This is a genomic window from Herbaspirillum sp. RV1423 (genome assembly GCF_000577615.1).
Lineage (GTDB): Bacteria > Pseudomonadota > Gammaproteobacteria > Burkholderiales > Burkholderiaceae_D > Herbaspirillum.
Map to the genome: position 1 here is coordinate 80,989 of NZ_CBXX010000015.1, position 23,205 is coordinate 104,193.

The 23,205-nt window shown below is 61.6% G+C and carries 21 protein-coding genes; 13 read left to right on the forward strand and 8 right to left on the reverse strand.

Annotated elements, in window-relative coordinates; all coding sequences use genetic code 11:
* Window positions 1-23: 23 nt before the first annotated feature.
* The 5 genes from RV1423_RS15445 to gatC form a co-directional block, all read right to left on the reverse strand.
* Window positions 24-518 (reverse strand): hypothetical protein, encoded by a 495-nt coding sequence (locus RV1423_RS15445; RefSeq protein ID WP_034298276.1) that lies wholly within the window; start codon window positions 516-518, stop codon window positions 24-26.
* 336 nt (window positions 519-854) lie between these two features.
* Window positions 855-1,763 (reverse strand): TauD/TfdA family dioxygenase, encoded by a 909-nt coding sequence (locus tag RV1423_RS15450; protein ID WP_034298278.1) that lies wholly within the window; start codon window positions 1,761-1,763, stop codon window positions 855-857.
* Window positions 1,764-1,989: 226 nt separating this feature from the next.
* Window positions 1,990-3,450, reverse strand: a complete 1,461-nt coding sequence (gatB, locus tag RV1423_RS15455; protein WP_034298281.1) for an Asp-tRNA(Asn)/Glu-tRNA(Gln) amidotransferase subunit GatB — start codon at window positions 3,448-3,450, stop codon at window positions 1,990-1,992.
* 46 nt (window positions 3,451-3,496) lie between these two features.
* On the reverse strand, window positions 3,497-4,963 hold the full coding sequence (gene gatA / locus RV1423_RS15460) for an Asp-tRNA(Asn)/Glu-tRNA(Gln) amidotransferase subunit GatA (protein WP_034298285.1): 1,467 nt from the start codon (window positions 4,961-4,963) through the stop codon (window positions 3,497-3,499).
* 82 nt (window positions 4,964-5,045) lie between these two features.
* Window positions 5,046-5,348, reverse strand: coding sequence for an Asp-tRNA(Asn)/Glu-tRNA(Gln) amidotransferase subunit GatC (gene gatC, locus RV1423_RS15465; protein ID WP_034298287.1), 303 nt, complete (start codon window positions 5,346-5,348; stop codon window positions 5,046-5,048).
* 272 nt (window positions 5,349-5,620) lie between these two features.
* On the opposite strand from gatC, the gene RV1423_RS15470 reads away from it, so the two are divergent.
* From RV1423_RS15470 to RV1423_RS15500, 7 genes are all read left to right on the forward strand, one after another.
* The gene (locus RV1423_RS15470) at window positions 5,621-6,664 is read left to right on the forward strand and encodes a rod shape-determining protein (protein ID WP_007881173.1); all 1,044 of its coding nucleotides are present in this window, start codon (window positions 5,621-5,623) and stop codon (window positions 6,662-6,664) included.
* 247 nt (window positions 6,665-6,911) lie between these two features.
* Window positions 6,912-8,021 carry a rod shape-determining protein MreC gene (gene mreC / locus RV1423_RS15475; RefSeq protein ID WP_034298289.1) on the forward strand — a complete coding sequence of 370 codons (1,110 nt, stop codon included), beginning with the start codon at window positions 6,912-6,914 and terminating at the stop codon, window positions 8,019-8,021.
* Complete coding sequence (gene mreD / locus RV1423_RS15480; protein ID WP_034298291.1) at window positions 8,018-8,530, forward strand: rod shape-determining protein MreD; 513 nt, start codon at window positions 8,018-8,020, stop codon at window positions 8,528-8,530. The genes mreC and mreD overlap by 4 nt, the downstream gene beginning before the upstream one ends.
* Window positions 8,531-8,538: 8 nt before the next feature.
* Window positions 8,539-10,479 carry a penicillin-binding protein 2 gene (gene mrdA / locus RV1423_RS15485; protein ID WP_034298293.1) on the forward strand — a complete coding sequence of 647 codons (1,941 nt, stop codon included), beginning with the start codon at window positions 8,539-8,541 and terminating at the stop codon, window positions 10,477-10,479.
* Between the two features lie 271 nt (window positions 10,480-10,750).
* A complete protein-coding gene (gene rodA, locus RV1423_RS15490; RefSeq protein WP_034298295.1) occupies window positions 10,751-11,860 on the forward strand; it encodes a rod shape-determining protein RodA in 1,110 nt (369 codons plus the stop codon).
* 117 nt (window positions 11,861-11,977) lie between these two features.
* Window positions 11,978-13,078, forward strand: coding sequence for a septal ring lytic transglycosylase RlpA family protein (locus RV1423_RS15495; RefSeq protein ID WP_231502310.1), 1,101 nt, complete (start codon window positions 11,978-11,980; stop codon window positions 13,076-13,078).
* 24 nt (window positions 13,079-13,102) lie between these two features.
* Window positions 13,103-13,435 carry an SMR family transporter gene (locus tag RV1423_RS15500; protein ID WP_034298298.1) on the forward strand — a complete coding sequence of 111 codons (333 nt, stop codon included), beginning with the start codon at window positions 13,103-13,105 and terminating at the stop codon, window positions 13,433-13,435.
* Window positions 13,436-13,465: 30 nt separating this feature from the next.
* Here the strand turns inward: RV1423_RS15500 and rsmI are convergent, their stop codons facing one another.
* Window positions 13,466-14,371 (reverse strand): 16S rRNA (cytidine(1402)-2'-O)-methyltransferase, encoded by a 906-nt coding sequence (rsmI, locus tag RV1423_RS15505; RefSeq protein WP_034298301.1) that lies wholly within the window; start codon window positions 14,369-14,371, stop codon window positions 13,466-13,468.
* An 11-nt stretch (window positions 14,372-14,382) separates the two neighbouring features.
* On the opposite strand from rsmI, the gene RV1423_RS15510 reads away from it, so the two are divergent.
* The 5 genes from RV1423_RS15510 (at window position 14,383) to RV1423_RS15530 (ending at window position 18,192) form a co-directional block, all read left to right on the forward strand.
* On the forward strand, window positions 14,383-15,660 hold the full coding sequence (locus RV1423_RS15510) for a penicillin-binding protein activator (RefSeq protein ID WP_034298303.1): 1,278 nt from the start codon (window positions 14,383-14,385) through the stop codon (window positions 15,658-15,660).
* A gap of 10 nt (window positions 15,661-15,670) precedes the next feature.
* Window positions 15,671-16,069, forward strand: coding sequence for a YraN family protein (locus RV1423_RS15515; protein ID WP_034298304.1), 399 nt, complete (start codon window positions 15,671-15,673; stop codon window positions 16,067-16,069).
* 165 nt (window positions 16,070-16,234) lie between these two features.
* Window positions 16,235-16,831, forward strand: coding sequence for a phosphoheptose isomerase (locus RV1423_RS15520; protein ID WP_034298305.1), 597 nt, complete (start codon window positions 16,235-16,237; stop codon window positions 16,829-16,831).
* Window positions 16,824-17,498, forward strand: a complete 675-nt coding sequence (locus tag RV1423_RS15525) for a BON domain-containing protein (protein WP_034298306.1) — start codon at window positions 16,824-16,826, stop codon at window positions 17,496-17,498. Before RV1423_RS15520 ends, RV1423_RS15525 begins: the two co-directional genes overlap by 8 nt.
* 151 nt (window positions 17,499-17,649) lie before the next feature.
* Entirely contained in the window at window positions 17,650-18,192 is a 543-nt protein-coding gene (locus tag RV1423_RS15530) for a peroxiredoxin (protein ID WP_034298307.1), read from the forward strand.
* A gap of 78 nt (window positions 18,193-18,270) precedes the next feature.
* Here RV1423_RS15530 and RV1423_RS15535 read toward each other — a convergent pair whose 3' ends face one another.
* Window positions 18,271-19,956, reverse strand: coding sequence for a methyl-accepting chemotaxis protein (locus tag RV1423_RS15535; protein WP_034298308.1), 1,686 nt, complete (start codon window positions 19,954-19,956; stop codon window positions 18,271-18,273).
* Window positions 19,957-20,236: 280 nt separating this feature from the next.
* Here RV1423_RS15535 and RV1423_RS15540 point away from each other — a divergent pair, with 280 nt between their 5' ends.
* A complete protein-coding gene (locus RV1423_RS15540; RefSeq protein WP_051516701.1) occupies window positions 20,237-22,270 on the forward strand; it encodes a GGDEF domain-containing protein in 2,034 nt (677 codons plus the stop codon).
* Here RV1423_RS15540 and RV1423_RS15545 read toward each other — a convergent pair whose 3' ends face one another.
* A complete protein-coding gene (locus tag RV1423_RS15545) occupies window positions 22,271-23,203 on the reverse strand; it encodes a DMT family transporter (RefSeq protein ID WP_034298309.1) in 933 nt (310 codons plus the stop codon).
* Window positions 23,204-23,205: the final 2 nt, after the last annotated feature.

A 23,205-nucleotide genomic window follows, 5' to 3' on the forward strand; every position in this document is an offset into this window, starting at 1 on the left:
TTCTTTCAGCGTGTAGCGGCTCATCAGGCAGTCGTTCTGACGCCTACTCCCAGCCGTTGCAGGCGATCGTCGAGTTCGCCGATCTGCGCGGCAACCGCATTTTCCGTCAACTGGCCGCGTTGCTGGATGTCTTGCTGCACCGACTCGATCTTGTTGGTCAGCGCGCTCAGGTGGGCGTTCTGGCGTTGCTGCAACTGCTGCAACTCGCTTTGCAGGTAACCGCGCAATTCGATGAAGCGCGATTTTTCGGCCTGGTCGGCGAGATCGCGTTGTGTGTCGAGCTGTTTGGTCAGGCGACGTGTTTCAAACAGCACGCTGGTCTGCAATGCCATCACATACAGCAAGAAGGCGGCAGTCAGGACCACCACCACGCCCAGCATCACCAGTCCCAGCGGCGCCTGAAAGTCGGTGAACACCAGCGTCAACTGCGTCGGTGCGAGGAAGGCATTCCAGTTGACGGCGGCGAAGATGCCGACCAGCGCCAGCGCGGCGATCATAAAGCTTGTGCGGAATTTCATGAGCATTCTCCTGATGTTGTTCGAATAAGTCTGCGGAATATGCCGATTGGACCCGTATGGCAGAGCGTCGTTCCTTATTCGTTGGCAACAATGCAAGATTGCCCAACAAAAAGCCCTCTTGCGAGGGTAATGTCATTCAGTTAAATCTATCTTCCCAGCCATCGTCCCGGCGCATGCCGGGATCCAGTGTCGTGAACACGTCCGATACGACGCTGGGTCCTGACTTTCGTCAGGATGACAGTTGTGATGGACTGTCTATGCAGTAAGGCGCTTTTTATACTTGATTGAACGGTATTACTCTTGCGAGGCCTTTGTCGCTATTGCCGGAGAAACAGTTCAGAACGGCACATCGCCTTCCACGGTCGTGCGATACAGCGTGCGGCGCAGATGTTGCGGCGTGATGGCGGCGTAGTGCTGGGTGCTGCGGTTGTCCCAGAACACCATGTCGTGCGGCTGCCATTGATGGCGGTAGACATTTTCGGGACGCGTGATGTGCGCGTGCAGGGTCTTGAGCAACTCGTCGCTTTCATCCTTCGGCATCCCGATGATATGCGAGGTGAAGCCTTCGCTGACGAACAGGATTTTGCGACCGCTCTCCGGGTGCGTGGTGATGACCGGATGTTCCACCGGCGGCACTTCGTCGATCTGCTTTTGCGTCAACTCAGACCGCCAGGGCGACAGCTTGCGCAGGCGCTCGTAGCGGTAGACGTAGGAGTGCACCGCGCGCTTGCCCTCCAGCAGCTTCTTGATCTCGACCGGCAGCGCGTCATAGGCATTGGCAGTATTGGCGTACAGCGTGTCGCCTAGTTCGGCGGGCAGTTCCTGCGAATGCAGCAGCGCGCCCAGGCTGGGCTTGGGCATGTAGGACAGATCCGAATGCCAGTCGGCGCCGGCGTCCACCAAGCCGATGGGCTGGCCGTCTTCGACGACGTTGGACACGATCAGGATTTCCGGGTGGTTCTTCAGATGGAAACGGTTGAGCACATGCACCTGCAGCGGGCCGAAGCGGCGGCTGAAGGCGACGTGCTGGTCCGGCGTGACGCGTTGGTCGCGGAACACAACCACGCCATGCTTGACCAGCGCCGCGCGGATGTCGGCGATGTTCCGGTCGGACACCGGCAGGTTGAGGTCGAGGCCGTCGATTTCGGCGCCGAGCGGGCCGTCGAGAGAGCGGATGGTGAAATCCTGCTTCACATTCTGTTTCGTTGCTGTGGCCGGGGTTTGCAGTGCAGTCGCGCTAGACATGATGGTACGGGCTCCGTTGCAAGGCGGCGCTCGCATGTGACTTTGGCGATTCAGGGCGATGCCGTCTTTGGTGTGGTTGACACAGGGATTACACCCCCGGGCGGCGGTGCCAGCAAGTAATAAGTTCTCATATCCATATGTGGTTTTCGTTCATGCGGAGATGCAGGAACAAAAAAAAGCCGCTGCAAGGGCAGCGGCTTGGCTTTTATTGGCGCGGCGATGAAAATCAGCCGGCCAGTTTCTTGCGCAGCAATTCCGTCAATTGCGCCGGGTTGGCCTTGCCCTTGGTGGCTTTCATGGCCTGGCCGATCAGGGCGTTGATCGCCTGTTCCTTGCCGGAGCGGAATTCCGCCACCGACTTCTCGTTGGCCGCCAGCACCTGATCGACGATCGCTTCCAGCGCGCCGCTGTCGGAAATCTGCTTCAGCCCCTTGGCCTCGATGATGTCGTCGGCCAGCGTGTCCTTGCCTGACTTCGCTTCCCACATGCCGGTGAAGACTTCCTTGGCGATCTTGTTGGAAATGGTGCCGTCGGCGATGCGTTTCAGCAGCAGTGCAAATTGCACGGCGCTGACCGGGGCGTCGGCGATGTCGGTGTCTTCGCGGTTGAGCGTGGAGGCAACGTCGCCCATGAGCCAGTTGGCGGCAGGTTTGGCCTGCTCCTTGCCGGCGGCATTGACCACGGCTTCGAAGTACGAGGCCATCGCCTTCGATTGCGTCAACACGGCGGCGTCGTATTCGGGCAAGGCGTAATCGCTGACGAAACGCTCACGCATCGCGCCCGGCAATTCCGGCATTGTCGCCTTGACGCGCTCTATCCATTCTTGCGCAATGACCAGCGGCGGCAGGTCGGGATCGGGGAAGTAGCGGTAATCCTGCGCGTCTTCCTTGCTGCGCATGGAGCGCGTTTCCTTCTTGTCAGGATCGTACAGGCGCGTCTCCTGCACCACCCTGCCGCCGTCTTCGATCAGTTCGATCTGGCGGCGCACTTCGTAGTTGATCGCGTCTTCCATGAAGCGGAACGAGTTCAGGTTCTTGATCTCGCAGCGCGTGCCGAATTCCTGTTGGCCGACCGGGCGCACCGAGACGTTGGCGTCGCAGCGGAACGAGCCTTCCTGCATGTTGCCGTCGCAGATGCCGAGCCACATGACCAGCGAGTGCAACGATTTGGCATAGGCCACGGCTTCGGCGGCGCTGCGCATGTCGGGCTCGGTGACGATTTCCAGCAGTGGCGTGCCGGCGCGGTTCAGGTCGATGCCGGTCATGCCCTGGTAGTCTTCATGCAGCGACTTGCCGGCGTCTTCTTCGAGATGGGCGCGGGTCAGTTGGATCGTCTTGATTTCGGCTTTGCCGTCCTTCTCCAGCACGAAGGAAATCTTGCCGCCCTGGACCACCGGGATCTCGTATTGGCTGATCTGGTAGCCTTTCGGCAGGTCGGGATAAAAGTAATTCTTGCGTGCGAAAATCGAGCGCGGCGCAATTGTCGCGCCAATCGCCAGGCCGAACTGGATGGCGCGTTCGACCGCACCTCTGTTGAGCACCGGCAGCACGCCCGGCAGCGCCAGATCGACCGGGCTGGCCTGGGTGTTGGGAGCTGCGCCGAACCGCGTCGACGAGCCGCTGAAAATTTTGGATTCGGTTGAAAGCTGCGTGTGCGTTTCCAGACCGATGACGACTTCCCACTGCATAGTATTCCTCGCTGATTCTGTATTGTTTCTTGTCTGCGCCAGCCGGTCAGGCCGGCGCGCGCAGGTGCCAGTCGGTGGCTTGCTGGTATTGGTGGGCGACGTTGAGCAGGCGCGCCTCATCGAAATAGCTGCCGATGATTTGCAGGCCGACCGGACGTTTGCCGTTCTTTTCGCCCTGGCCGAAACCGCAGGGAATCGACATGCCTGGCAAGCCCGCCAGACTGGTCGACAGCGTGAAGATGTCGGCCAGGTAGTTGGCCACTGGATCGTCGGTCTTGTCGCCGAGATCCCATGCCACGGTCGGCGACACCGGTCCCATGATGACGTCGCATTGACGGTCCGGGCCAATCAGCGCGTTCTGGAAATCCTGCGCAATCAGGCGGCGGATTTTTTGCGCCTGCAGGTAGTAGGCATCGTAGTAGCCGTGCGACAGCACATAAGAGCCGACCAGAATACGGCGTTTCACCTCATCGCCGAAACCCTCCGCGCGCGACTTCTTGTACATGTCGGCGAGGTCCTTGTAATCGGCGGCGCGGTGGCCGTAGCGCACGCCGTCGAAACGCGACAGATTGGATGATGCTTCCGCCGGCGCGATGACGTAATACACGGGAATCGACAGCTCGGTTTTGGGCAGCGAAATCTCGACCAGCGTGGCGCCGAGTTTTTCATATTCTTTGAGCGCGGCGCGCACGGCTTGCTCGACATCGGCGGCCAGGCCGGCGCCGAAAAATTCCTTCGGTACGCCGATGCGCAGACCTTGCAAACTGTCGTTGAGCGAGCGCGTGAAATCTTCCTTGGCGCGCTCAAGGCTGGTCGAGTCGCGCGGGTCGAAACCGGTCATGGCGTTGAGCAGCAGGCCGCAGTCCTCGGCGGTCTTGGCGATCGGGCCGCCCTGGTCGAGCGACGACGCGAACGCGATCATGCCGTAGCGCGACACGCTGCCGTAAGTCGGCTTGATGCCCGTCACGCCGCACAGCGAAGCAGGCTGGCGGATCGAGCCGCCGGTGTCGGTGGCGGTGGCGGCCGGCGCCAGGCGCGCGGCGATGGCGGCGGCGGAACCGCCCGAGGAACCGCCCGGCACCGCAGTCTTGTCCCACGGATTCCTGACGGCGCCGAAGTAGGAATTCTCGTTGCCCGAACCCATCGCGAATTCGTCGCAGTTGAGTTTGCCCAATGTAACAGTGCCGGCGGCGTTGAACTGTTCCACCACGGTCGCATCAAACGGGCTTACGTAATTTTCCAGCATCTTCGAGCCGGCCGTGGTGCGCCAGTCGCGTGTGACAAAAATGTCCTTGTGCGCGATCGGGATACCGGTCAGCGGCGTAACATCGCCGGCCGCAATGCGGCGATCGGCCTGTGCAGCTTGTCCGAGCGTGAGGTCGCGGTCGACGTGCAGGAAAGCGTTGAGGTCGCTCGGGCCGATACGGTCGAGGAACAACGTGGCCAGTTCGGCCGCCGAAATTTTCTTGGCTTGCAAGAGCGTCGACAGCTCTTTGATGGTTTTGGTGTGCATGTAAAAAATGTCGTTTCAGGTTCTGTGAGACTGAGGCGCCGCAGCGTTTTGTCCGATGACGATTCGATGGCCTGGTCGATGGCTATTCGATGACTTTCGGCACCAGGTACAGGCCGTCCTGGGTCGCCGGCGCCGGTTGCTGGTAAGCTTCGCGCTGATCGGTTTCGGTCACCACGTCGTCGCGCAGGCGCAGCGACAGGTCGGCATGCAGCGCCGCGATCGGATGGCTCAGCGGTTCGATGCCTGTCGTGTCTACGGCCTTCATCTGCTCGACCAGCGAAAAGATGCTGTTGAGTTTCTCCAGGGTTTGGCCGGCTTGTTCATCTGTCAACTCGAGGCGGGACAAATTGGCAATGCGTTTCACATCGGAAAGGGCTAAAGTCATGATAGGAAGGTGTGCGCCTGGCGCAAAAACTAGTGTGTTGAAAAATCGCGTCGCCGGGATGGCAAATACGCAGGTAAATGCCTGCAAAAACGTAGAAAATTCTCTTATCAGGCAAGGATTATTGGCAGTTTTGCCTGCTGGTTTCTCCCAAATTATAAGGTAGAATGTAGGACTAATGCCTTGCGGGCGCCGTATTTGTGTCGCCGCGGCATAAAAAGACACCCCCACTTACCAAATGCAAAGCGCGCGACTCTGGCGCATCAGGACAATTCATGTTTGGATTTTTACGCAGTTACTTCTCTAACGACCTCGCAATTGACCTTGGAACAGCAAATACACTGATTTACGTACGTGGTCAGGGCATCGTCCTTGACGAGCCTTCGGTTGTGGCGATCCGCCAGCAAGGCGGCCCCAACGGCAAGAAAACCATCCAGGCGGTCGGCAAGGAAGCAAAGCAGATGCTGGGCAAGGTCCCAGGCAACATCGAAGCCATCCGCCCGATGAAAGACGGTGTGATCGCCGACTTTACCGTCACCGAGCAGATGCTCAAGCAATTCATCCGCATGGTGCACGACTCCAAGCTGTTCCGTCCGTCCCCGCGCATCATCATCTGCGTTCCCTGCGGCTCGACCCAGGTGGAACGCCGTGCGATCCGCGAATCGGCGCTGGGCGCCGGCGCGTCGCAGGTGTACCTGATCGAAGAGCCGATGGCGGCGGCGATCGGCTCCGGCCTGCCGGTGTCGGACGCCACCGGCTCGATGGTGGTCGACATCGGCGGCGGCACCACCGAAGTCGGCATCATCTCGCTGGGCGGCATGGTGTACAAGGGTTCGGTGCGCGTCGGCGGCGACAAGTTCGATGAAGCCATCGTCAACTACATCCGCCGCAACTACGGCATGCTGATCGGCGAACAGACCGCGGAAGCGATCAAGAAGGAAATCGGTTCCGCCTTCCCGGGCTCCGAAGTCAAGGAAATGGAAGTCAAGGGCCGCAACCTGTCCGAAGGCATCCCACGCTCGTTCACCATCTCCAGCAACGAAATCCTGGAAGCGTTGACCGATCCGCTCAACAACATCGTGTCCGCCGTCAAGAATGCGCTGGAGCAGACGCCGCCCGAGCTGGGCGCCGACATTGCCGAAAAGGGCATGATGCTGACCGGCGGCGGCGCGCTGCTGCGCGACCTGGACCGCCTGTTGATGGAAGAAACCGGCTTGCCGGTGATCGTCGCAGAAGATCCGCTGACTTGCGTGGTGCGCGGTTCCGGCATGGCGCTGGATCGCATGGACAAACTGGGTTCGATTTTCTCCAACGAATAATTCCTCCGCAGGAGTCCGGTCAATTTCGAGGAACCGAAACGCGTATATGACAAAGCACAAGCAGATTTGGCCGGTGCGGCGAACCAGCAGTTCGCATGACGGCCGAATCTCGACTGCTGTGCCGCGTTGTCTTTCTGATATCGACTACAACCTTCCCGGTATCCGTCCGCTGTTCTCTGTCCAGCCCGCCGCGTGCGGGCTGTTGCGGTTTTCGGCTCACCCGGCATCGGTTTCGGCCTGACGACACATGGATATCCCACCACTCTTCAAGCAAGGCGCCTCGGCCCGCGCCCGCGCCGGCTTTTTCGCCCTGATCGCCGTGGTCATGCTGGTGGTCGATTCGCGCATGCACGCACTGTCGATGGTGCGTCAGGCGGTGGGTACGGTGCTGTACCCATTTCAGGTGGTCGCCCTGATACCGCGCGACGCCGCCTACAAGGTGGGCGACTATTTCAATTCGCTTTCCGCGCTGCAAAAGGAAAACGACGCCCTGCGCCGGCAACAGGCCATGAATGCCCAGCTATTGCAGCAGGAGCGCCAGATGGCGGCGGAAAACAGTCAATTGCGCAACCTGCTCAACATGCAGCAGCGCGTCAACAGCAAATCCGTGGTCGGCGAGATTCTGTACGACGCGCGCGACCCCTTCACTCGCAAGATCATCCTCAATCGCGGCTCGCAGCAAGGCGTGGCGACCGGCCAGCCGGTGATCGACGAGATCGGCATCGTCGGCCAGGTCACGCGCGTGTTTCCGTTCACGTCCGAAGTGACGTTGCTGACCGACAAGGACCAGGCCATCCCGGTGCAGGTATTGCGCAACGGCTTGCGCAGCGTGGCCTATGGGCGCGGCCAGTCGGGCGTGCTCGACCTGCGCTTCATGGCAGCCAACGCCGATATCCAGAAGGGCGACGCATTGGTGACCTCGGGCATTGACGGCGTGTATCCGCCCGGCTTGTCGGTGGCGACGGTGCAGCAGGTCGAGACCAAGTCGACCGACGCCTTCGCCCATATCGTTTGTCTGCCCGCCGCCGGCATCGATCGCCACAAACAGTTGCTGATACTGCTGGTCGAGCAAAACACGGCGCCGCGCCCCGACCCCGAAAGCGCCGTCGAGAAGGGCGACAAGCTCCTCAAGCGCCGCCTGCGCGATAGCGCCAAGGAGAGCGACACCGCGCCGGCCAAGGAAACGCCAAGCGAGGAGCGCAAGGGTGCGCCAGCCGCAGCAAATGCCGCAGTTGCGGCCCCGGCGGCGCCTGCGCCGGCCAGACCTGCAGCCAGCATACCCGCCTCAGTCGGCGTCGCGCCCGCCTCCAAACCGGCGGCCGTTACCGCCCAACCCGCCAGGAGCGTCGCACCATGAACGATCCGCATTACATCCTGCTTCCGGCCAGTCCGCTGTTCATCGCGTTCAGTCTGGTGGCGGCTTTCCTGCTGAACCTGCTGCCTTGGGGGCAATGGATCGGCGTACCGGATTTCGTGGCGCTGGTGCTGGTGTTCTGGGCAATCCATGAGCCGCGCAAGATCGGTATCAGCATCGCTTTCATGATGGGCCTGCTGATGGATGTCAACGAGGCGACCCTGTTGGGCGAAAACGCCCTGGCTTATACGCTGTTGTCGTATTTTTCGATCATGATCCATCGTCGGGTTTTGTGGTTCCCGGTCGGCACCCAGGCCTTGCACATCCTGCCGCTGCTGCTGCTGACGCAGGCAGTGCAACTGATCGTGCGCCTGATCGTCAGCGGTAAATTCCCGCATTGGTACTATTTCAGCGAAAGCTTTGTCTGCGCTCTCCTGTGGCCGGTAGTGACCTGGCTCTTGCTCGCGCCGCAACGACGCGCGATCAATCGCGACGATAACCGTCCGATCTAGAGCGTGTGATGACAGAGTTCAAAAACACCGAGCACGAACTGAAGCTCTTCCGGCTGCGCCTGTTCGCCGTCGCGATGCTGGTGTTGCTGTGCTTCGGTTTGCTGATGGCGCGTTTCATCTGGCTCCAGATCGTGCGCCACGACGCCTACGCCGCCCAAGCCGAGGAAAACCGCATCTCGGTGGTGCCCATCGTGCCCAACCGCGGCCTGATCCTGGACCGCAACGGCGTCGTGCTGGCGCGCAATTATTCCGCCTACACGCTGGAAATCACGCCGTCCAAAATTACCGGCAGCCTCGACGACCTGGTCGACGAATTGAGCACGCTGGTCGATATCCAGCTCAAGGACCGACGTCGTTTTCGCAAGTTGTTGGAAGAGTCCAAGAACTTTGAAAGCCTGCCGATCCGCACGCGCCTGACGGATGAAGAAGTCGCCAAGTTCACCGCGCAGCGCTATCGCTTCCCCGGCGTCGACATCCAGGCGCGCCTGTTCCGCCAATATCCTTACGGCAAGACTGCCGCGCACGTGATCGGCTACATCGGTCGCATCAGCCAGCGTGACGCCGACCGCATTTCCGACTCCGACGACGAAGCCAATTACAACGGCACTGACTATATCGGCAAGGAAGGTCTGGAGAAGAGTTACGAGACCCAACTGCACGGCACCACCGGTTACGAAGAAGTGGAAATTTCCGCCGGCGGCCGCGCCGTGCGCACGCTCTCGCGCACGCCCGCCAGCCCCGGCCAGAACCTCATCCTGTCGATCGACATCGAGTTGCAGAAAGTCATCGAAGATGCCTTCGGCGACCGCAAGGGCGCGCTGGTGGCGATTGATCCTGTGACCGGCGACATCCTCGCCTACGTGTCGCAGCCGTCCTTCGATCCCAACGTCTTCGTCGAAGGCATCGACCAGCAAACCTGGGATGAACTGAACAATTCGCCCGATCGGCCGTTGATCAACCGGCCGCTGTCAGGCACTTATCCGCCCGGTTCGACCTACAAGCCCTTCATGGCCCTGGCCGCGCTGGAGCTGGGCAAGCGCAAGCCGAGCGACGCCATCCGCGATCCCGGTTACTTCTGGCTAGGCAACCACAAGTTCCGCGACGACAAGGAAGGCGGCCACGGCATCGTCGATATGTACAAGTCCATCGTGGCGTCCTGCGACACCTACTACTACATGCTGGCCAACGACTTGGGCGTCGACGCCATCCACGATTTCATGAAGCCGTTCGGCTTCGGCCAGATCACCGGCATCGACCTCGAACACGAACGCAAGGGCCTGCTGCCCTCCACCACCTGGAAAAGCAACGCCTACCGCAAGCCGGAGCAGCGCAAGTGGTACGCCGGCGAAACTATTTCGCTGGGTATCGGCCAGGGTTACAACGCTTTCACGCCGATCCAGATGGCGCATGCCGTGGCGACGCTGGCCAACAACGGCGTGGTGATGAAGCCGCATCTGGTCAAGATGATCGAAGACGGCGTCACGCATGAGCGTACCGCCACCGTGCCAAAGGAAAGCTACCGTATTCCCTTGAAGCAGGAAAACATTGACGTCATCAAGCAGGCCATGGTCGGCGTCAACAAGGAAGGGACCGGCGCGCGCGTGTTCGCCGGCGCCGAATACACCTCGGCCGGCAAGACCGGCACCGCTCAGGTGGTGTCGATCAAGAAAAACGAGAAATACGATGCCAAACGCCTGGCCACGCATTTGCTGGATAATGCGCTCTACACCGCCTTCGCGCCGGCCGACAAGCCGCGCATCGCGATCGCGGTCATCGTCGAAAACGGCGGCTGGGGCGCTGAGGCTGCGGCGCCGCTGGCACGCAAGGCGCTCGATTTCTACCTGCTCGGCAAACGCCCAGGCGACAAGCCCAAGCCCGCCGGCAAGGGCGACGAAGCCGCAGCAGCCGCATCTGCACCGGATCCGGTCGGCAACGACATCAGGGACTAAGGGCGTGTTATGAATTATTTCCACCCCCGCGTTCGGATGAAAAGGGATGCAGAGCAAGGCGCGGTGCGTCGCGCAGGATGGTATCCTGCACAAGCGCCGCAACGCCGCAATGAACGCTTTTCGTCCGAGCCCACCGGGCAGTGCCGGGAAGGGGGCGTCTGCGGCGTTGCTCCTTCGTGCCGTAGCACCACTAAGGCGTGTCGTCGCGCCTTGTATCCAACCCGTTCCCGGCGTTGCGCGGGGGCGGAAATAATTCATAACACGCCCTGACATGAACCTGCATCGCCCGCCTCTCTGGCAAGTCATCAAACCGCACCTGGCGGTGTTCGACGGCGCGTTGTCCCTGATCATCTTCCTGATCATGTCGGTCGGCATCGTCACGCTATACTCGGCCGGGATGAATTTCCCCGGCCGCGTCGAAGATCAATTGCGCAACATCCTGATCGCCTTCATCGTGATGTGGATCGCGGCCAACATCTCGCCGCAGACCTTGCTCAGGTTCGCCGTGCCGATCTACACCATCGGCGTGACGCTGTTGATTGCGGTGGCGCTGTTCGGCATCGTCAAGAAGGGCTCGCGCCGCTGGCTCAACATCGGCGTCGTGGTGCAGCCGTCGGAAGTGATGAAGATCGCCATGCCGCTGATGCTGGCCTGGTTCTTCCAGAAGCGCGAAGGCATGATCCGCTGGCATATCTTCCTGATCGCCGGCGTGCTGCTGGCGGTGCCGGTCGGTCTGATCATCCGCCAGCCCGACCTGGGCACCGGCGTGCTGGTGCTGGCGGCCGGTTTCTATGTCATTTTCTTTGCCGGGCTGTCGTGGAAAGTCCTGACCGGCCTGGTGGTCGCCGGCGCCGCCAGTCTGCCGGTGATATGGTCGGTCCTGCACGATTACCAGCGGCAGCGCGTAATGATGCTGATCGACCCGACCTCCGATCCGCTCGGCAAGGGTTTCCATATCATTCAGTCGACTATCGCCATCGGTTCCGGCGGCGTCACCGGCAAAGGCTGGCTGATGGGAACCCAGACCCATCTCGAATTCATCCCCGAGCGCACCACCGATTTCATTTTTTCGGTATATTCGGAGGAATTCGGCCTGATCGGCAACACAATCCTGCTGGTGTTGTACCTGTTGCTGATCGGTCGCGGCCTGATGATCACCGCCAACGCGCCGACGCTGTTCACGCGCCTGCTGGGCGGCGCCATCACGATGATTTTCTTTACCTATGCCTTCGTCAATATGGGCATGGTCAGCGGCATCCTGCCGGTGGTCGGCGTACCGTTGCCGTTCATGAGCTACGGCGGCACCGCTCTTGTGACGCTTGGCCTGGGCGCCGGCATTCTGATGAGTATCCAGCGCCATCGCAAGCTGGTGCAGACCTGACAACTTTTGCGCCGTATGCGGGCGCTTTGGCAACGCATGACGGATACTCTGGTATCGTTGGGCCCTAGCCTGAGGCCTGGGCCTCAAATAATAATACAAGCTATGGGAAGACTGCCAATGCGAGATTTCTTTACCTCGATGCCGCGCCTGGTGCGCTGGCTTTCCTTGTTGGCGCCGCTGGCACTGGCCGCGTGCAGCAGCGCTCCGTCGCTCAATTCGCCGTCAGCGTCGACATCGTCGTCGAAACCGGCGGCTCGTGCCTCCAATGGCAAGCCGCTGCCGGCCCTGCCTGCGGCAGGATCGGGGCGCGGCGGTTATTACAAGGACGACGGCCCGGGCGACCAGCCGCCGGAAGGTTTGCTGGATACGCCCGATGCCGAACCGCGCATCGAACCGTACTCGAAATCGGCGCTGCGTCCCTACACGGTGTTCGGCAAGACTTACACGCCGATCAGCGATGACCGACCTTTCAAGCAGCGCGGCATCGGCAGTTGGTACGGCAAGAAATTCCACAACCAGAAGACCTCTTCCGGCGAACTCTACGACATGTACAAGATGACCGCCGCGCATCCGACCTTGCCGATTCCGTCCTATGCGCGCGTCACCAACTTGAAGACCGGCGCGCAGGTCATCGTGCGCATCAACGATCGCGGGCCGTTCCATTCGACGCGCATCATCGACCTGTCTTACACCGCCGCGCTGAAGCTGGGATATCTATCGTCCGGCAGCAGCGAGCTGGAAGTCGAGCGCCTGTTGCCTGAAGAAATCACGCGCATGGCCGAGAACAAACGCAACGGCATTCCGAATGCGCCGACGCCGGTGCTTGCCGCCGGGCCGGCGCCTGCATCGGAGCCGGTCGTGGGCAGCGTCGCGCCGCAAGGACAGGTTGTGCCGGTGGCGATGGCGAGCGCGCCTGCCGTTGTGGCGACCGGCGCATCGTCGGCTGCGGCCGGCGGCGAGGAAGCACAACCGGCGACCGCATTGCCCGGCGGCTTTTACCTGCAATTCGGCGCCTATGCCCAGGAAACCAACGCCCGCGCCGCACGCGACAGGCTCATGCAAAGCCTGAGCGGCGCCGTCGTCAAGATGGAAACCATCGTCGACAACGGCCTGTATCGTTTGTATGCCGGTCCCTACGAGAACCGTCCTGCGGCGGTGGACGCCGCGCAAACCGTCCGTCAGCGCAGCAGCGTGATGCCCTTCGTGGTCGAACGCTGATCCGTTCACTTCGCAGGAGAGCGCATGCATCCCTACCTGTCGCTGGCGATCGCCATCGTGTCCGAAGTCATCGCCACATCCGCCTTGCGCGCAGCCGATGGCTTTACGCGGTTGGTGCCGTCGATCATGGTGGTGGTCGGATACGCGCTGGCTTTCCTGTTCCTGTCGATCACGCTGAAATCGATCCCGGTAGGCATCGCCTATGCGATCTGGTCGGGCCTGGGCGTTGTGCTGATTTCGGTAGTGGCGTATTTCGTCTACGGCCAGTCGCTGGATCTGCCGGCGATCATCGGGATGACGCTGATTCTGGCAGGCGTGCTGGTGTTGAATCTCTTTTCGAAATCGACGGCGCACTAGCCGCCGTTTCCGGTATCGGCGCGACCGGGTTCAGTCGCCGTCCTTGATCTGCAAAGCGCGCTCATAGAGCGCGTTCTTCTTTTGGCCGGTGATCTGCGCCGCCAGCGTTGCTGCCTGTTTGACCGGCAACTCATCGAGCAGGATACGCAATACGCGCTCGGTTTCGGCGTCGTTGTCGTCGCCTGCCGCCGCTCCTTCGACCAACAGGACGAACTCGCCGCGCTGGCGGTTGGCGTCCTGCGCCAACCATGCCGGTGCCTGTGCCAGCGGACAACGATGGATGGTCTCGAACAGCTTTGTCAGTTCGCGCGCCAGCACGACGTGCCGTTCCGGGCCGAACGCCTGCAGCAGCGCGTCGACCGTTTCGACGATGCGATGCGGCGCTTCGTAGAAAACCAGCGTCGCCGTGTCGGCCGCCAGTTTTTGCAGCGCATGCTCGCGCTGTTTCGATTTGTTCGGCAGGAAACCGACGAAACGGAACTGGTCGTTGACCAGGCCGCTGGCGGACAATGCCGTCACCGCCGCCGATGCGCCCGGCAGGGGCACCACCGTCAGGCCCGCCGCACGCACTGCCTCGACGATGCGCGCGCCAGGATCGGACACTGCCGGCGTGCCGGCATCCGACACCAGCGCGATGCGTTGGCCCTGCTGCAGGCGCGCGATGATCTTGTCGGCGGCTTCGCGCTCGTTGTGTTCGTGTGCTGCAATCAGGGTCTGGCTGATGCCGTAGCGCGTGAGCAGGTGGCTCGTATTGCGGGTGTCCTCGCAAGCGACCGCATCGGCGATCGTCAGGACGTGCAAAGCGCGCAACGTCACGTCGCAAACATTTCCGATGGGCGTGGCCAGCACATATAATGCCGACTCAGGATAAGTCTGCTGCGCGGCCTCGCTCAGTACTGACGACGCCACGGCCGCGGTGAAGTTGGGATGACTCATTGGAGAAGAAAATGTTGGAAAAATGGGCGAAAGTCATCTTGCAGACTGTTCTGCTGAGCGGATTGTGCGCTTCCGTGCAAGCAAATACAACCGTTGCCGATGTCGGCAACGGCGCCGGCGCCGACATCGTCGTCTTGCCCGACAGTGGCCCTCCTCCCAAACGCCTGGCGCTACTGCTGCCGCTGCGTTCCAGCGTGTTCGGCGCGGCCGCCGATGCGGTGCGTACCGGCTTCCTGACCGCCTCAGAGCGCAAGAAGAGCAATCTCGTCATCACCATCATCGAAACCGGCGATTCCGTGCAAGATGTACTGAGCGCCTATAACGACGCCGCTGCCAAATACGACATCATCGTCGGTCCGCTCTCGCGCAGCGCCGTCACCGCGCTGGCACAGTCGAACAATGTGTTGAAGCCGACCATCGCGCTGGCGCAGCCCGATCTTCCCGACACGGCGGAGCAGCATCTGCCGCGCCAGATGCTGATGATGGGCCTGTCGATCGAAGACGAGGCGCGCCAGGTCGCCGCCTGGGTCGAGCGCGAAAAGACGTCCGGCAAGATCTTCGCGATTTCCACCAACATCGCCTGGCAGCGACGCGCCGCCAAGGCGTTCGTCCAGCAGGCGCGCCAGATCGGCCTGGTCGTCGAGAGCCTGGAGTTGAGCGTGCCCAATAATGCGCTGAGCGCCAGCGGCCTGGCGCAACTGGGACAGCGCATCCAGGCTGAAAAGCCGGCGCTGCTGTTCGTCGCGCTCGACGCCGCGCAAACCATCCAGTTGCGCAGCGCCATCGGCGGCGAGATCCCGCTGTACGGCACCTCGCAACTCAATCCGTTGACGCTGGCGGCGGCTACGGCAGCCATTGCCGCCGCCAATGCCGCGGGCGGGAATACCGTCAATAATGTCGTCAACAACGTTGCCAACGGCGTCGTGGGCAATCCGGTCCTCGCTGCGCCGAACGCCGCCGACAATCGCTTGCCCGAACTCGATGGCGTGCATCTGGTCGACATGCCCTGGCAGTTGCAGGCCGACCATCCGGCGGTCGCGGCTTATCCGCGCTCTGTCGCCAATGCCGACGTCAAACCGAACGCCGACCTCGAGCGCCTGTATGCGCTCGGTATCGACGCCTTCCGTGTCGCCGACCAAATCGCCTTGCTGCGCTCCGGCTTCGACATCGATGGCGTCACCGGCCAGATCAACGTCAACATGGATGCCGGCGCCACCTATTTCCAGCGCAGGGAAACCCAGGCCGTCTACCAAGACGGCATCGCGATTCCGGTTTCCAACCAGCGCTGAGCGGTGCGGCATGGCTTTCTTTGACCGGCTGCGCGGCGATCGTCCCGGGCGCACCAGTAAACAGGTCAGCGGCGACGCCGCCGAGGATGCCGCGCTGGATTTCCTGCGCCGCCAGGGCCTGCGCGAGATCGAGCGAAACTTCCGCTGCAAGGGCGGCGAGATCGACCTGATCATGCTGGAGCGCGACACCGTGGTGTTCGTCGAGGTCCGCAAGCGCAGCAAGGACAACTACGGCGGCGCGCTGGCCAGCGTCACACGGACGAAACAAAAACGCCTGATCATTGCCGCACAGGTCTTCCTGCAGCGCTATCGCATGCCGCCGGCTTGCCGGTTCGACGTGATCGGCTATGACGGCGAGCAGATGACCTGGCTGAAAAATGCCGTGGAAGCAATGCCTGAAGCATTTTGATACGCTTCTTTACCGCCAGCGGCGGGTGCAAGTGCGCAACTACACTATAATTGGCGGGCTTGTTGCCGCTGCACCCGGGGTTTGTTTCCTGCCGGCCGATGGCAGCAACCCGACGGAGCAGACCGGGGCTGTCGTTCTTCACGCATTCTTAAATACTCTCGCACCATGACCAATCAACGTATCCTTTCGCATTTCCAGGAAAGCGCCGAACTCAAGATGCACTCAGCCGCAGTGCTGGCGCAGCCGATTGAACAGGCAATTGAACTTATGTTCACAGCGCTGTCGAACGGCAACAAGATTCTTGCTTGCGGCAACGGCGGATCGGCAGCGGACTGCCAGCATTTCGCCGCCGAACTGGTGGGGCGTTTCGAACGTGAACGCCTGCCCCTGCCGGCGCTGGCGTTGACGACGGATACGTCGATCCTGACAGCGGTCGGTAACGATTACAGCTATCGGGAGATTTTTTCAAAACAGGTCCAGGCTTTCGGCCAGGCCGGCGATATCTTGCTGGCGTTTTCGACCTCGGGCAATTCCGGCAACGTGCTGGCGGCCATCGAGATCGCCCAGGAACGCGACATGCGCGTGGTGGCGCTGACCGGTAAAGGCGGCGGCGCCATCGGCAAGAAGCTGACCGACGCCGATGTGCATATCTGTGTGCCGCATGATCGCACCGCGCGCATCCAGGAAGTGCATCTGGTGACACTACATTGTATTTGCGACGGTATCGATGTCGCGCTATTTGGAGGTGATGCGAATGAATAATGTCAAGGCTGGTTGGACCAGGTTGCCGCAAGTGCTGAAATCATTGCGCCGTCCGCTGGCGGCGGTTGCTGTGGGCGGCATGCTGGCGATCAGCCTGCAAGGCTGTTTCGGCATTCTCGCCGGCGGCATGCTGGCAGGCACGTTCGCAGCGACGGACCGGCGCACGCTGGGCGCCCAGACCGAGGACAAGTCGATCGTGGTCAAGGGCGAATCCAATATTCCCGGCGTCGTGCCGGAAGGCTCGCACGTCAACGTGACCAGCTTCAACCGCAAGGTCCTGCTGACCGGCGAAGTGCCTGACGAAGCATCCAAGGCCGCCGCCGAGCGCGAGATCAAAAGCCTGCCCGGCGTCGAAGGCGTCTTCAACGAACTGGCCATCTCCGGCTCGTCCGGTTTCTCTGCCCGTTCCGGCGACGCGTTGATCACCAGCAAAGTCCTGGCCAGCCTGGTCGACGCCAAGGATCTCTATGCGAGCGCCTACAAGGTCACCACCGAACGCGGCATCGTCTATCTGATGGGGCGCGTGACCGAGCGCGAAGGCAAGCGCGGCGCGGAAATCGCCAGCGGCGTGAGCGGCGTGCAAAAGGTCGTGACGCTGTACGAATACATTTCGGAAGAAGAACTCAAGCAATACATCCACCAGCCGGCCCCGGAGCAGTCCCGGTAAAGCGGACGGCAGCGCAGTCGGAGGCCATGCCAGAACCGCCGGTGTCGCCGACCCGGCGGTTTTTTCATGGCGCGTCTATAATGAACGAATTGGAATGTTTCCCGGTGACCCGATGTTGTTGAATTGTCATCCGGCAATACTAGGAAAGAATATGGAAGCCAAAAACGCCACCCCTGCCGCTCCCGCCGCATCCGGTCGTCGCCTCGGTCTCAAGCTCGGCGGACTGGCCGTTGTCGCGGCCATCGCCGTGTTCGGCTACACTTCTCTGTCGGCGCGCAATGCCGCTCCCGACGTCACCTTCGTCAAGCTCAATGGCGAAAAGGTCGCACTCAAGGATTTGCGCGGCAAGGTTGTGATGGTCAATTTCTGGGCCACCAGTTGCACCACCTGCGTGGGCGAAATGCCGCAAATGATTTCGACCTACAACAAATTCAAGGATCAGGGCCTGGACTTCGTGGCCGTCGCCATGAGCTACGATCCGCCCAACTACGTCCTCAACTACACCGAAACGCGCAAGCTGCCCTTCAAGGTCGCGCTTGATCCGCAAGATACGCTGGCCAAAGCCTTCGGCGACGTCAAGCTGACTCCGACCACGTTCGTCATCGGCAAGGACGGCAGCATCCTCAAACGCTATGTCGGCGAGCCGCAATTCGCCGAGTTGCACCAGTTGCTGGAAAAGGCGCTGGCCGCCTGATCTATCTCATCGGCATGCAACAAGAAAAGCGCCGGCGTCATGCCGGCGTTTTCGTTTTGGTATAGGGCTGCGAGAGTTTCAGAACTGTTCCCAGCCTTCCTTGCCCGATTCGGATTTGACGGGCGCCTGCCTTAGTTTGGGCATCTGTGCCGCGGCCATTTTTTCCGGAGTCCGTCGCGGCGTGATGTCGACGGTTCGCACCGGAGGCATCGCCGCCAGGCGCGTATTGTCCAGCTTGAACACGCTGACCACCTGAGTCAGCGTATCTGCCTGGTCTTGCAACGACTGGGCTGCTGCTGCAGCTTGCTCGACCAGCGCCGCGTTCTGCTGCGTGGTCTCGTCCATTTGCGTGATCGCACGGTTGATCTGCTCGATGCCGTCGCTCTGTTCCTGGCTGGCCGAGCTGATTTCACCGACGATGTCGGTCACGCGCTTGACGCTGGCCACCACTTCGCTCATGGTCTGGCCGGCCTGTTCGACCAGCCTGCTGCCGGAGCCGACCTTTTCCACCGAATCGCCGATCAGCGCCTTGATCTCCTTTGCCGCTGCGGCGGAGCGCTGCGCGAGACCGCGCACTTCGCTGGCGACCACGGCAAAGCCTCGGCCCTGCTCGCCGGCGCGCGCTGCTTCGACAGCGGCATTGAGCGCCAGAATATTGGTCTGGAAAGCAATGCCATCGATCACGCTGATGATGTCGACAATTTTCTTCGATGAGTCATTGATGGCGCCCATGGTGTCGACCACTTGCCCCACCACGTTGCCGCCCTGGATCGCGACTTCGGACGCAGACACCGCCAATTGGTTTGCCTGGCGCGCGTTGTCGGCGTTCTGTCTGACGGTCGCGGTGAGTTCTTCCATGGCCGATGCCGTCTCTTCCAGCGCGCCGGCCTGCTGTTCGGTGCGCGACGACAGGTCGAGGTTGCCCGTGGCGATTTCGCTCGACGCCGTGGCGATGGTGTCGGTGCCGTTGCGCACCTTGCCGACAATGTTCAGCAGATTATCGTTCATCGTCTTCAAGGCCCGCAGCAGTTTGCTGGTTTCATCCTTGCCGCTGCTCTCGATGTGCGAAGTCAGGTCGCCCGCCGCCACGGTCTCGGCGATGCTGACCGCTTCGTTGAGAGGACGCGTGATGCTCAGCGTCAACAGCCAGCCGAGCACGCCCCCCAGGATCAGTTCTATCATGCCCAGGCTCAGCAGCAGCGTGCGGCCGGACCGGTAGCTGCCGTTGATCCGGTCGGCGGACCTGTCGATGACCTGGGTTTGATAGTTGGCATATTTCAGGACGCTGGCGGCGTAATCGTCCATCATCTTGATCAGGCTGGTGTTGGTCAGTCGCTTGGCCTCTTCGACATTACCGGCCGCCTTCAGCTTGAAGATATCTTCGCGGGCGTTGCGATAGCCGGTGCGCAGCTTGCCGACTTCATCGAACAATTGCTTTTCTTCCGGCGTGGCGATGGCCGCCTCCACGCGTTTCTGTATTGCGCTGATCTTCTTCGATTCATCATCGATCTGGGTTTGGAAGTACTTCTGGAATTCGGCGTCGTCGCTGCGCATGACGGCAAAAGTGCGAACGCCATTTTCCTTGATGGCGGCATGCCAGCGGCTGGCGTTGCGCTCTTTCTGCAAGGCATTCCTGACCATGTCGTCGGTGGCGTCCCCGATGCCCTGCAGGCGCCAGACGCCGATGCCGACCATCACCGCCATCAGCATCAACATTGCGATGAAACCTATGCCGAGACGTACGCCTATCCTGAAGTTCTTCATGATGGTCTCCTCTTGTTGTATCGGTTTTCATCTCGTCGCCTGAGGCGGCGCGAGCGCCTGCTTATCGTTATCGGTCCAGCGTACCACAGCGGCATTGCGCCGAAATGCCGTTTAACGCTGTTTGGCCGTGCCTCTTATGAACTATACGGCATGCAAGGCAAGGAACTTTACTGCGGCGGCGTAATGTAATCATGCAACAGTGACAACGTGCCGCTATAATCAAGCGCTTGGGAAGTACATCACGGCAATGCGCGTATCAGCCGTCTTACCTTACGACCACATGACAATGAAACCGGACGCGGCTGCGCATGCCGCGGAACTAGAAAAACTGACCCAGTCCCTGTTGCGTGAGCGCGATGCGCGCCTGCAGGCTGAAGCTGCCGCCGAGCATCGCCTGCGTCGGCTCCAGGCGCTTGAGGCAGTCACCGCCGCCGCCAATCAAGCCGATACGATGGACGAGGCGTTGCAGTTCGCCGTCGATGAAATCTGCCGCTACACCGGCTGGCCGCTGGGACACTGTTTTCACGTGCAAAAAACCGGCAAGCACACCGTCCTGACGTCCAGCGGTATCTGGCATGGCGCCAGCCGACCTGAATTCGCTGCATTTCACTGCTATTCCAGCGATCCGCAATTCCAGGCGGAACGTGATTTGCCTGGCCGTGCACTGAAAGAAGCCGCGCCCGTGTGGATCGTCAACATCGGTGCCGACCGCGATGCCGTGCGCGCGGATGTCGCCCGTGCGGCGGGCATTCGCGCGGCGATCGCCTTTCCGGTGGTGAGCGGTGGAGGGATAGTTGCTGTGCTGGAATTTTTCTCCGTGCGCATCCTGTCGCTCGACGATCACTTGCTGCGTCTGATGGACCTGATGCGCGAGATCGGCACCCGTCTCGGCCGCGTCGCCGAGCGCCAGCAAGCGCAACAGCGGCTGATCCACGAGGCATCGCACGACGCCCTGACCGGCTTGCCCAACCGCAGCCTGTTCCTGCAGCAACTGGATCTGGCGCTGAAACGCCAGTGGGACGACGACAACGCCAGGTTTGCGGTGCTGTTCATCGATATCGATCGCTTCAAGATCGTCAACGACAGCCTTGGTCATCTCGCCGGCGACCGCATGATCGTCCAGGTCGCGGCGCGCCTGAAAAACGCCTTGCGACCGGACCGCGTTGCATCGCATGAAGACAGCGTCGGCCCAAGCTACACGCTGGCGCGCATGGGCGGCGACGAGTTCACCATCTTGCTGCGCGACATCCCCGACGCCGATGAAGCGGTGCGCATCGCCGAGCGCATCCAGTCGGCCATGGCCCTGCCGTTCCTGATTCGCGACCAGGAGATCTACGCCAGCGCCAGCACCGGCATCGTCTTCGGCGACGTCGGCCACACGCTGGCCGACGAAGTCTTGCGCGACGCCGACCTCGCCATGTACCGCGCCAAGGCTACCGGCAAGAGCCACTACGAAGTATTCGATCGCAGCATGCGCAAAGGCGCCGTGAGCCGCCTCGCCATCGAGACCGCCTTGCGCCATGCATTGAAGAACAACGAATTCGTCCTGCACTACCAGCCCATCATCGAACTCCAGGCCGGCACCATCGTCGGTGTCGAGGCGCTGGTGCGCTGGCGGCGCGGACCGGACGAACTGGTCTACCCGGGCGACTTCATCGGCGTCGCCGAAGACACCGGCCTGATCCTCTACATCGGCATGTGGGTGTTGCGCGAGGCCTGCCGCCAGATGCATCTGTGGCACCGGCAATTTCCGCGCGCCAAGCCGCTCACGATCAGCGTCAACATCTCGCCGCGCCAGTTCGTGCAGCCCAACCTGGTCGACCAGATCAAGCAGATCATCGCCGACACCGGCATCGATCCGAATACCCTGCGGCTGGAAATCACCGAGAGTGTCACCATGGGCGACGTCGAGCGCACCATCAGGATCCTGTCGCAGTTGCGCGCGCTGGGCGTGCGTTTCAGCGTCGACGATTTCGGCACCGGCTACTCCTCGCTGAGCTACCTGCACCGTTTCCCGCTGGACGTACTGAAGATCGACCGTTCCTTCGTCATGCGCATGAATGAAGACCGCGAGCGCCTGCAGATCGTACAGACCATCATGACGCTGGCGCGCAACCTCGGCATCGAAGTGGTGGCAGAAGGCACCGAAACCGAAATGCAGGTCGAGCATCTGCGCAGTCTTGGTTGCGATTTCGGGCAAGGGTTTTTCTTTTCGCGCGCGCTGGCGCCGGAAACGGTCACCGATCTGCTGTACGTGCCGCATCACGTACTGGAAACCGCCTACGTCAATTCCCTGCAGTCGCTGGCGCAATGATCAGGAGCGGCGCGGCAATCGTATGAAGCGCAGCGATCCCGCCGGCAGCAGCACGCAGACGGCGGCGCTGAAAATCAGCGCAAAGCCCAGCATGTCCGGTCTGCTCGGATGCTCGTGCAACAACAGCACGGCGCCGCTGACGCCCACCACCGGCACCAGCAGCGTGCCCAGCGCGGCAGTACCTGCGGGCAATCTGGCGATGATTTCAAACCAGAGGATGTAACCGGCCGCCATGCCGAAGAAGATGTGATACGCCAATGCGCACAGCACCGGCAGGTGCAGCGCGCCCGGATGCGGCCAGCCTTCGAAAGACAGCAACCCGGCCAGCGCCGCCAGCGCGCCGATCAGCAATTGCCATGCGGCGATCGCCAGCGGTTCGGCGGCAATCTTCGCCCATTTCATGTACACCGTGCCCGCCGCCCATGTCAGCGCCGCCGCCAGCGCGTACAGGATGCCGTGCGGCAGGTTCATCAGGCCCGACATGCCGCCGCCCAGCAGCGGAGCAATCAGCACCGCCAGGCCGCCGACGCCGAGCGCCAGGCCCATGCAGCGCACGCGGTCGAGTTTCTCTCCCAGCGCGATGCGCGCAAACAGCGTCGCCCACAACGGCATCGAATACGTAATGATCGCCACGCGCGAAGTCGCCGCGCCGAGCTGGGCAAACGTCAGCAGGATATTGAACAGCGCAATGTTGAGCAGTCCGGTCATGATGACGTGTACGCGATCGCGCGGGCCGATGCGCAGGCTGCGGCCGCGCGCGAACGCCAGCGCAAACAGCGTGCACGCCGCCGCGCCGAGTCCGATGCTGCGCAAGGTCCACGGCGAGACGCCTCCCAGCGATACCTTCACTGCGGGCCAGTTCAGGCCCCACACTACGCCGAGGACAAGCAGAAGCAGCCTGGCCTTGCCGCTCTGCACGGCGGTTGGCGGCATGG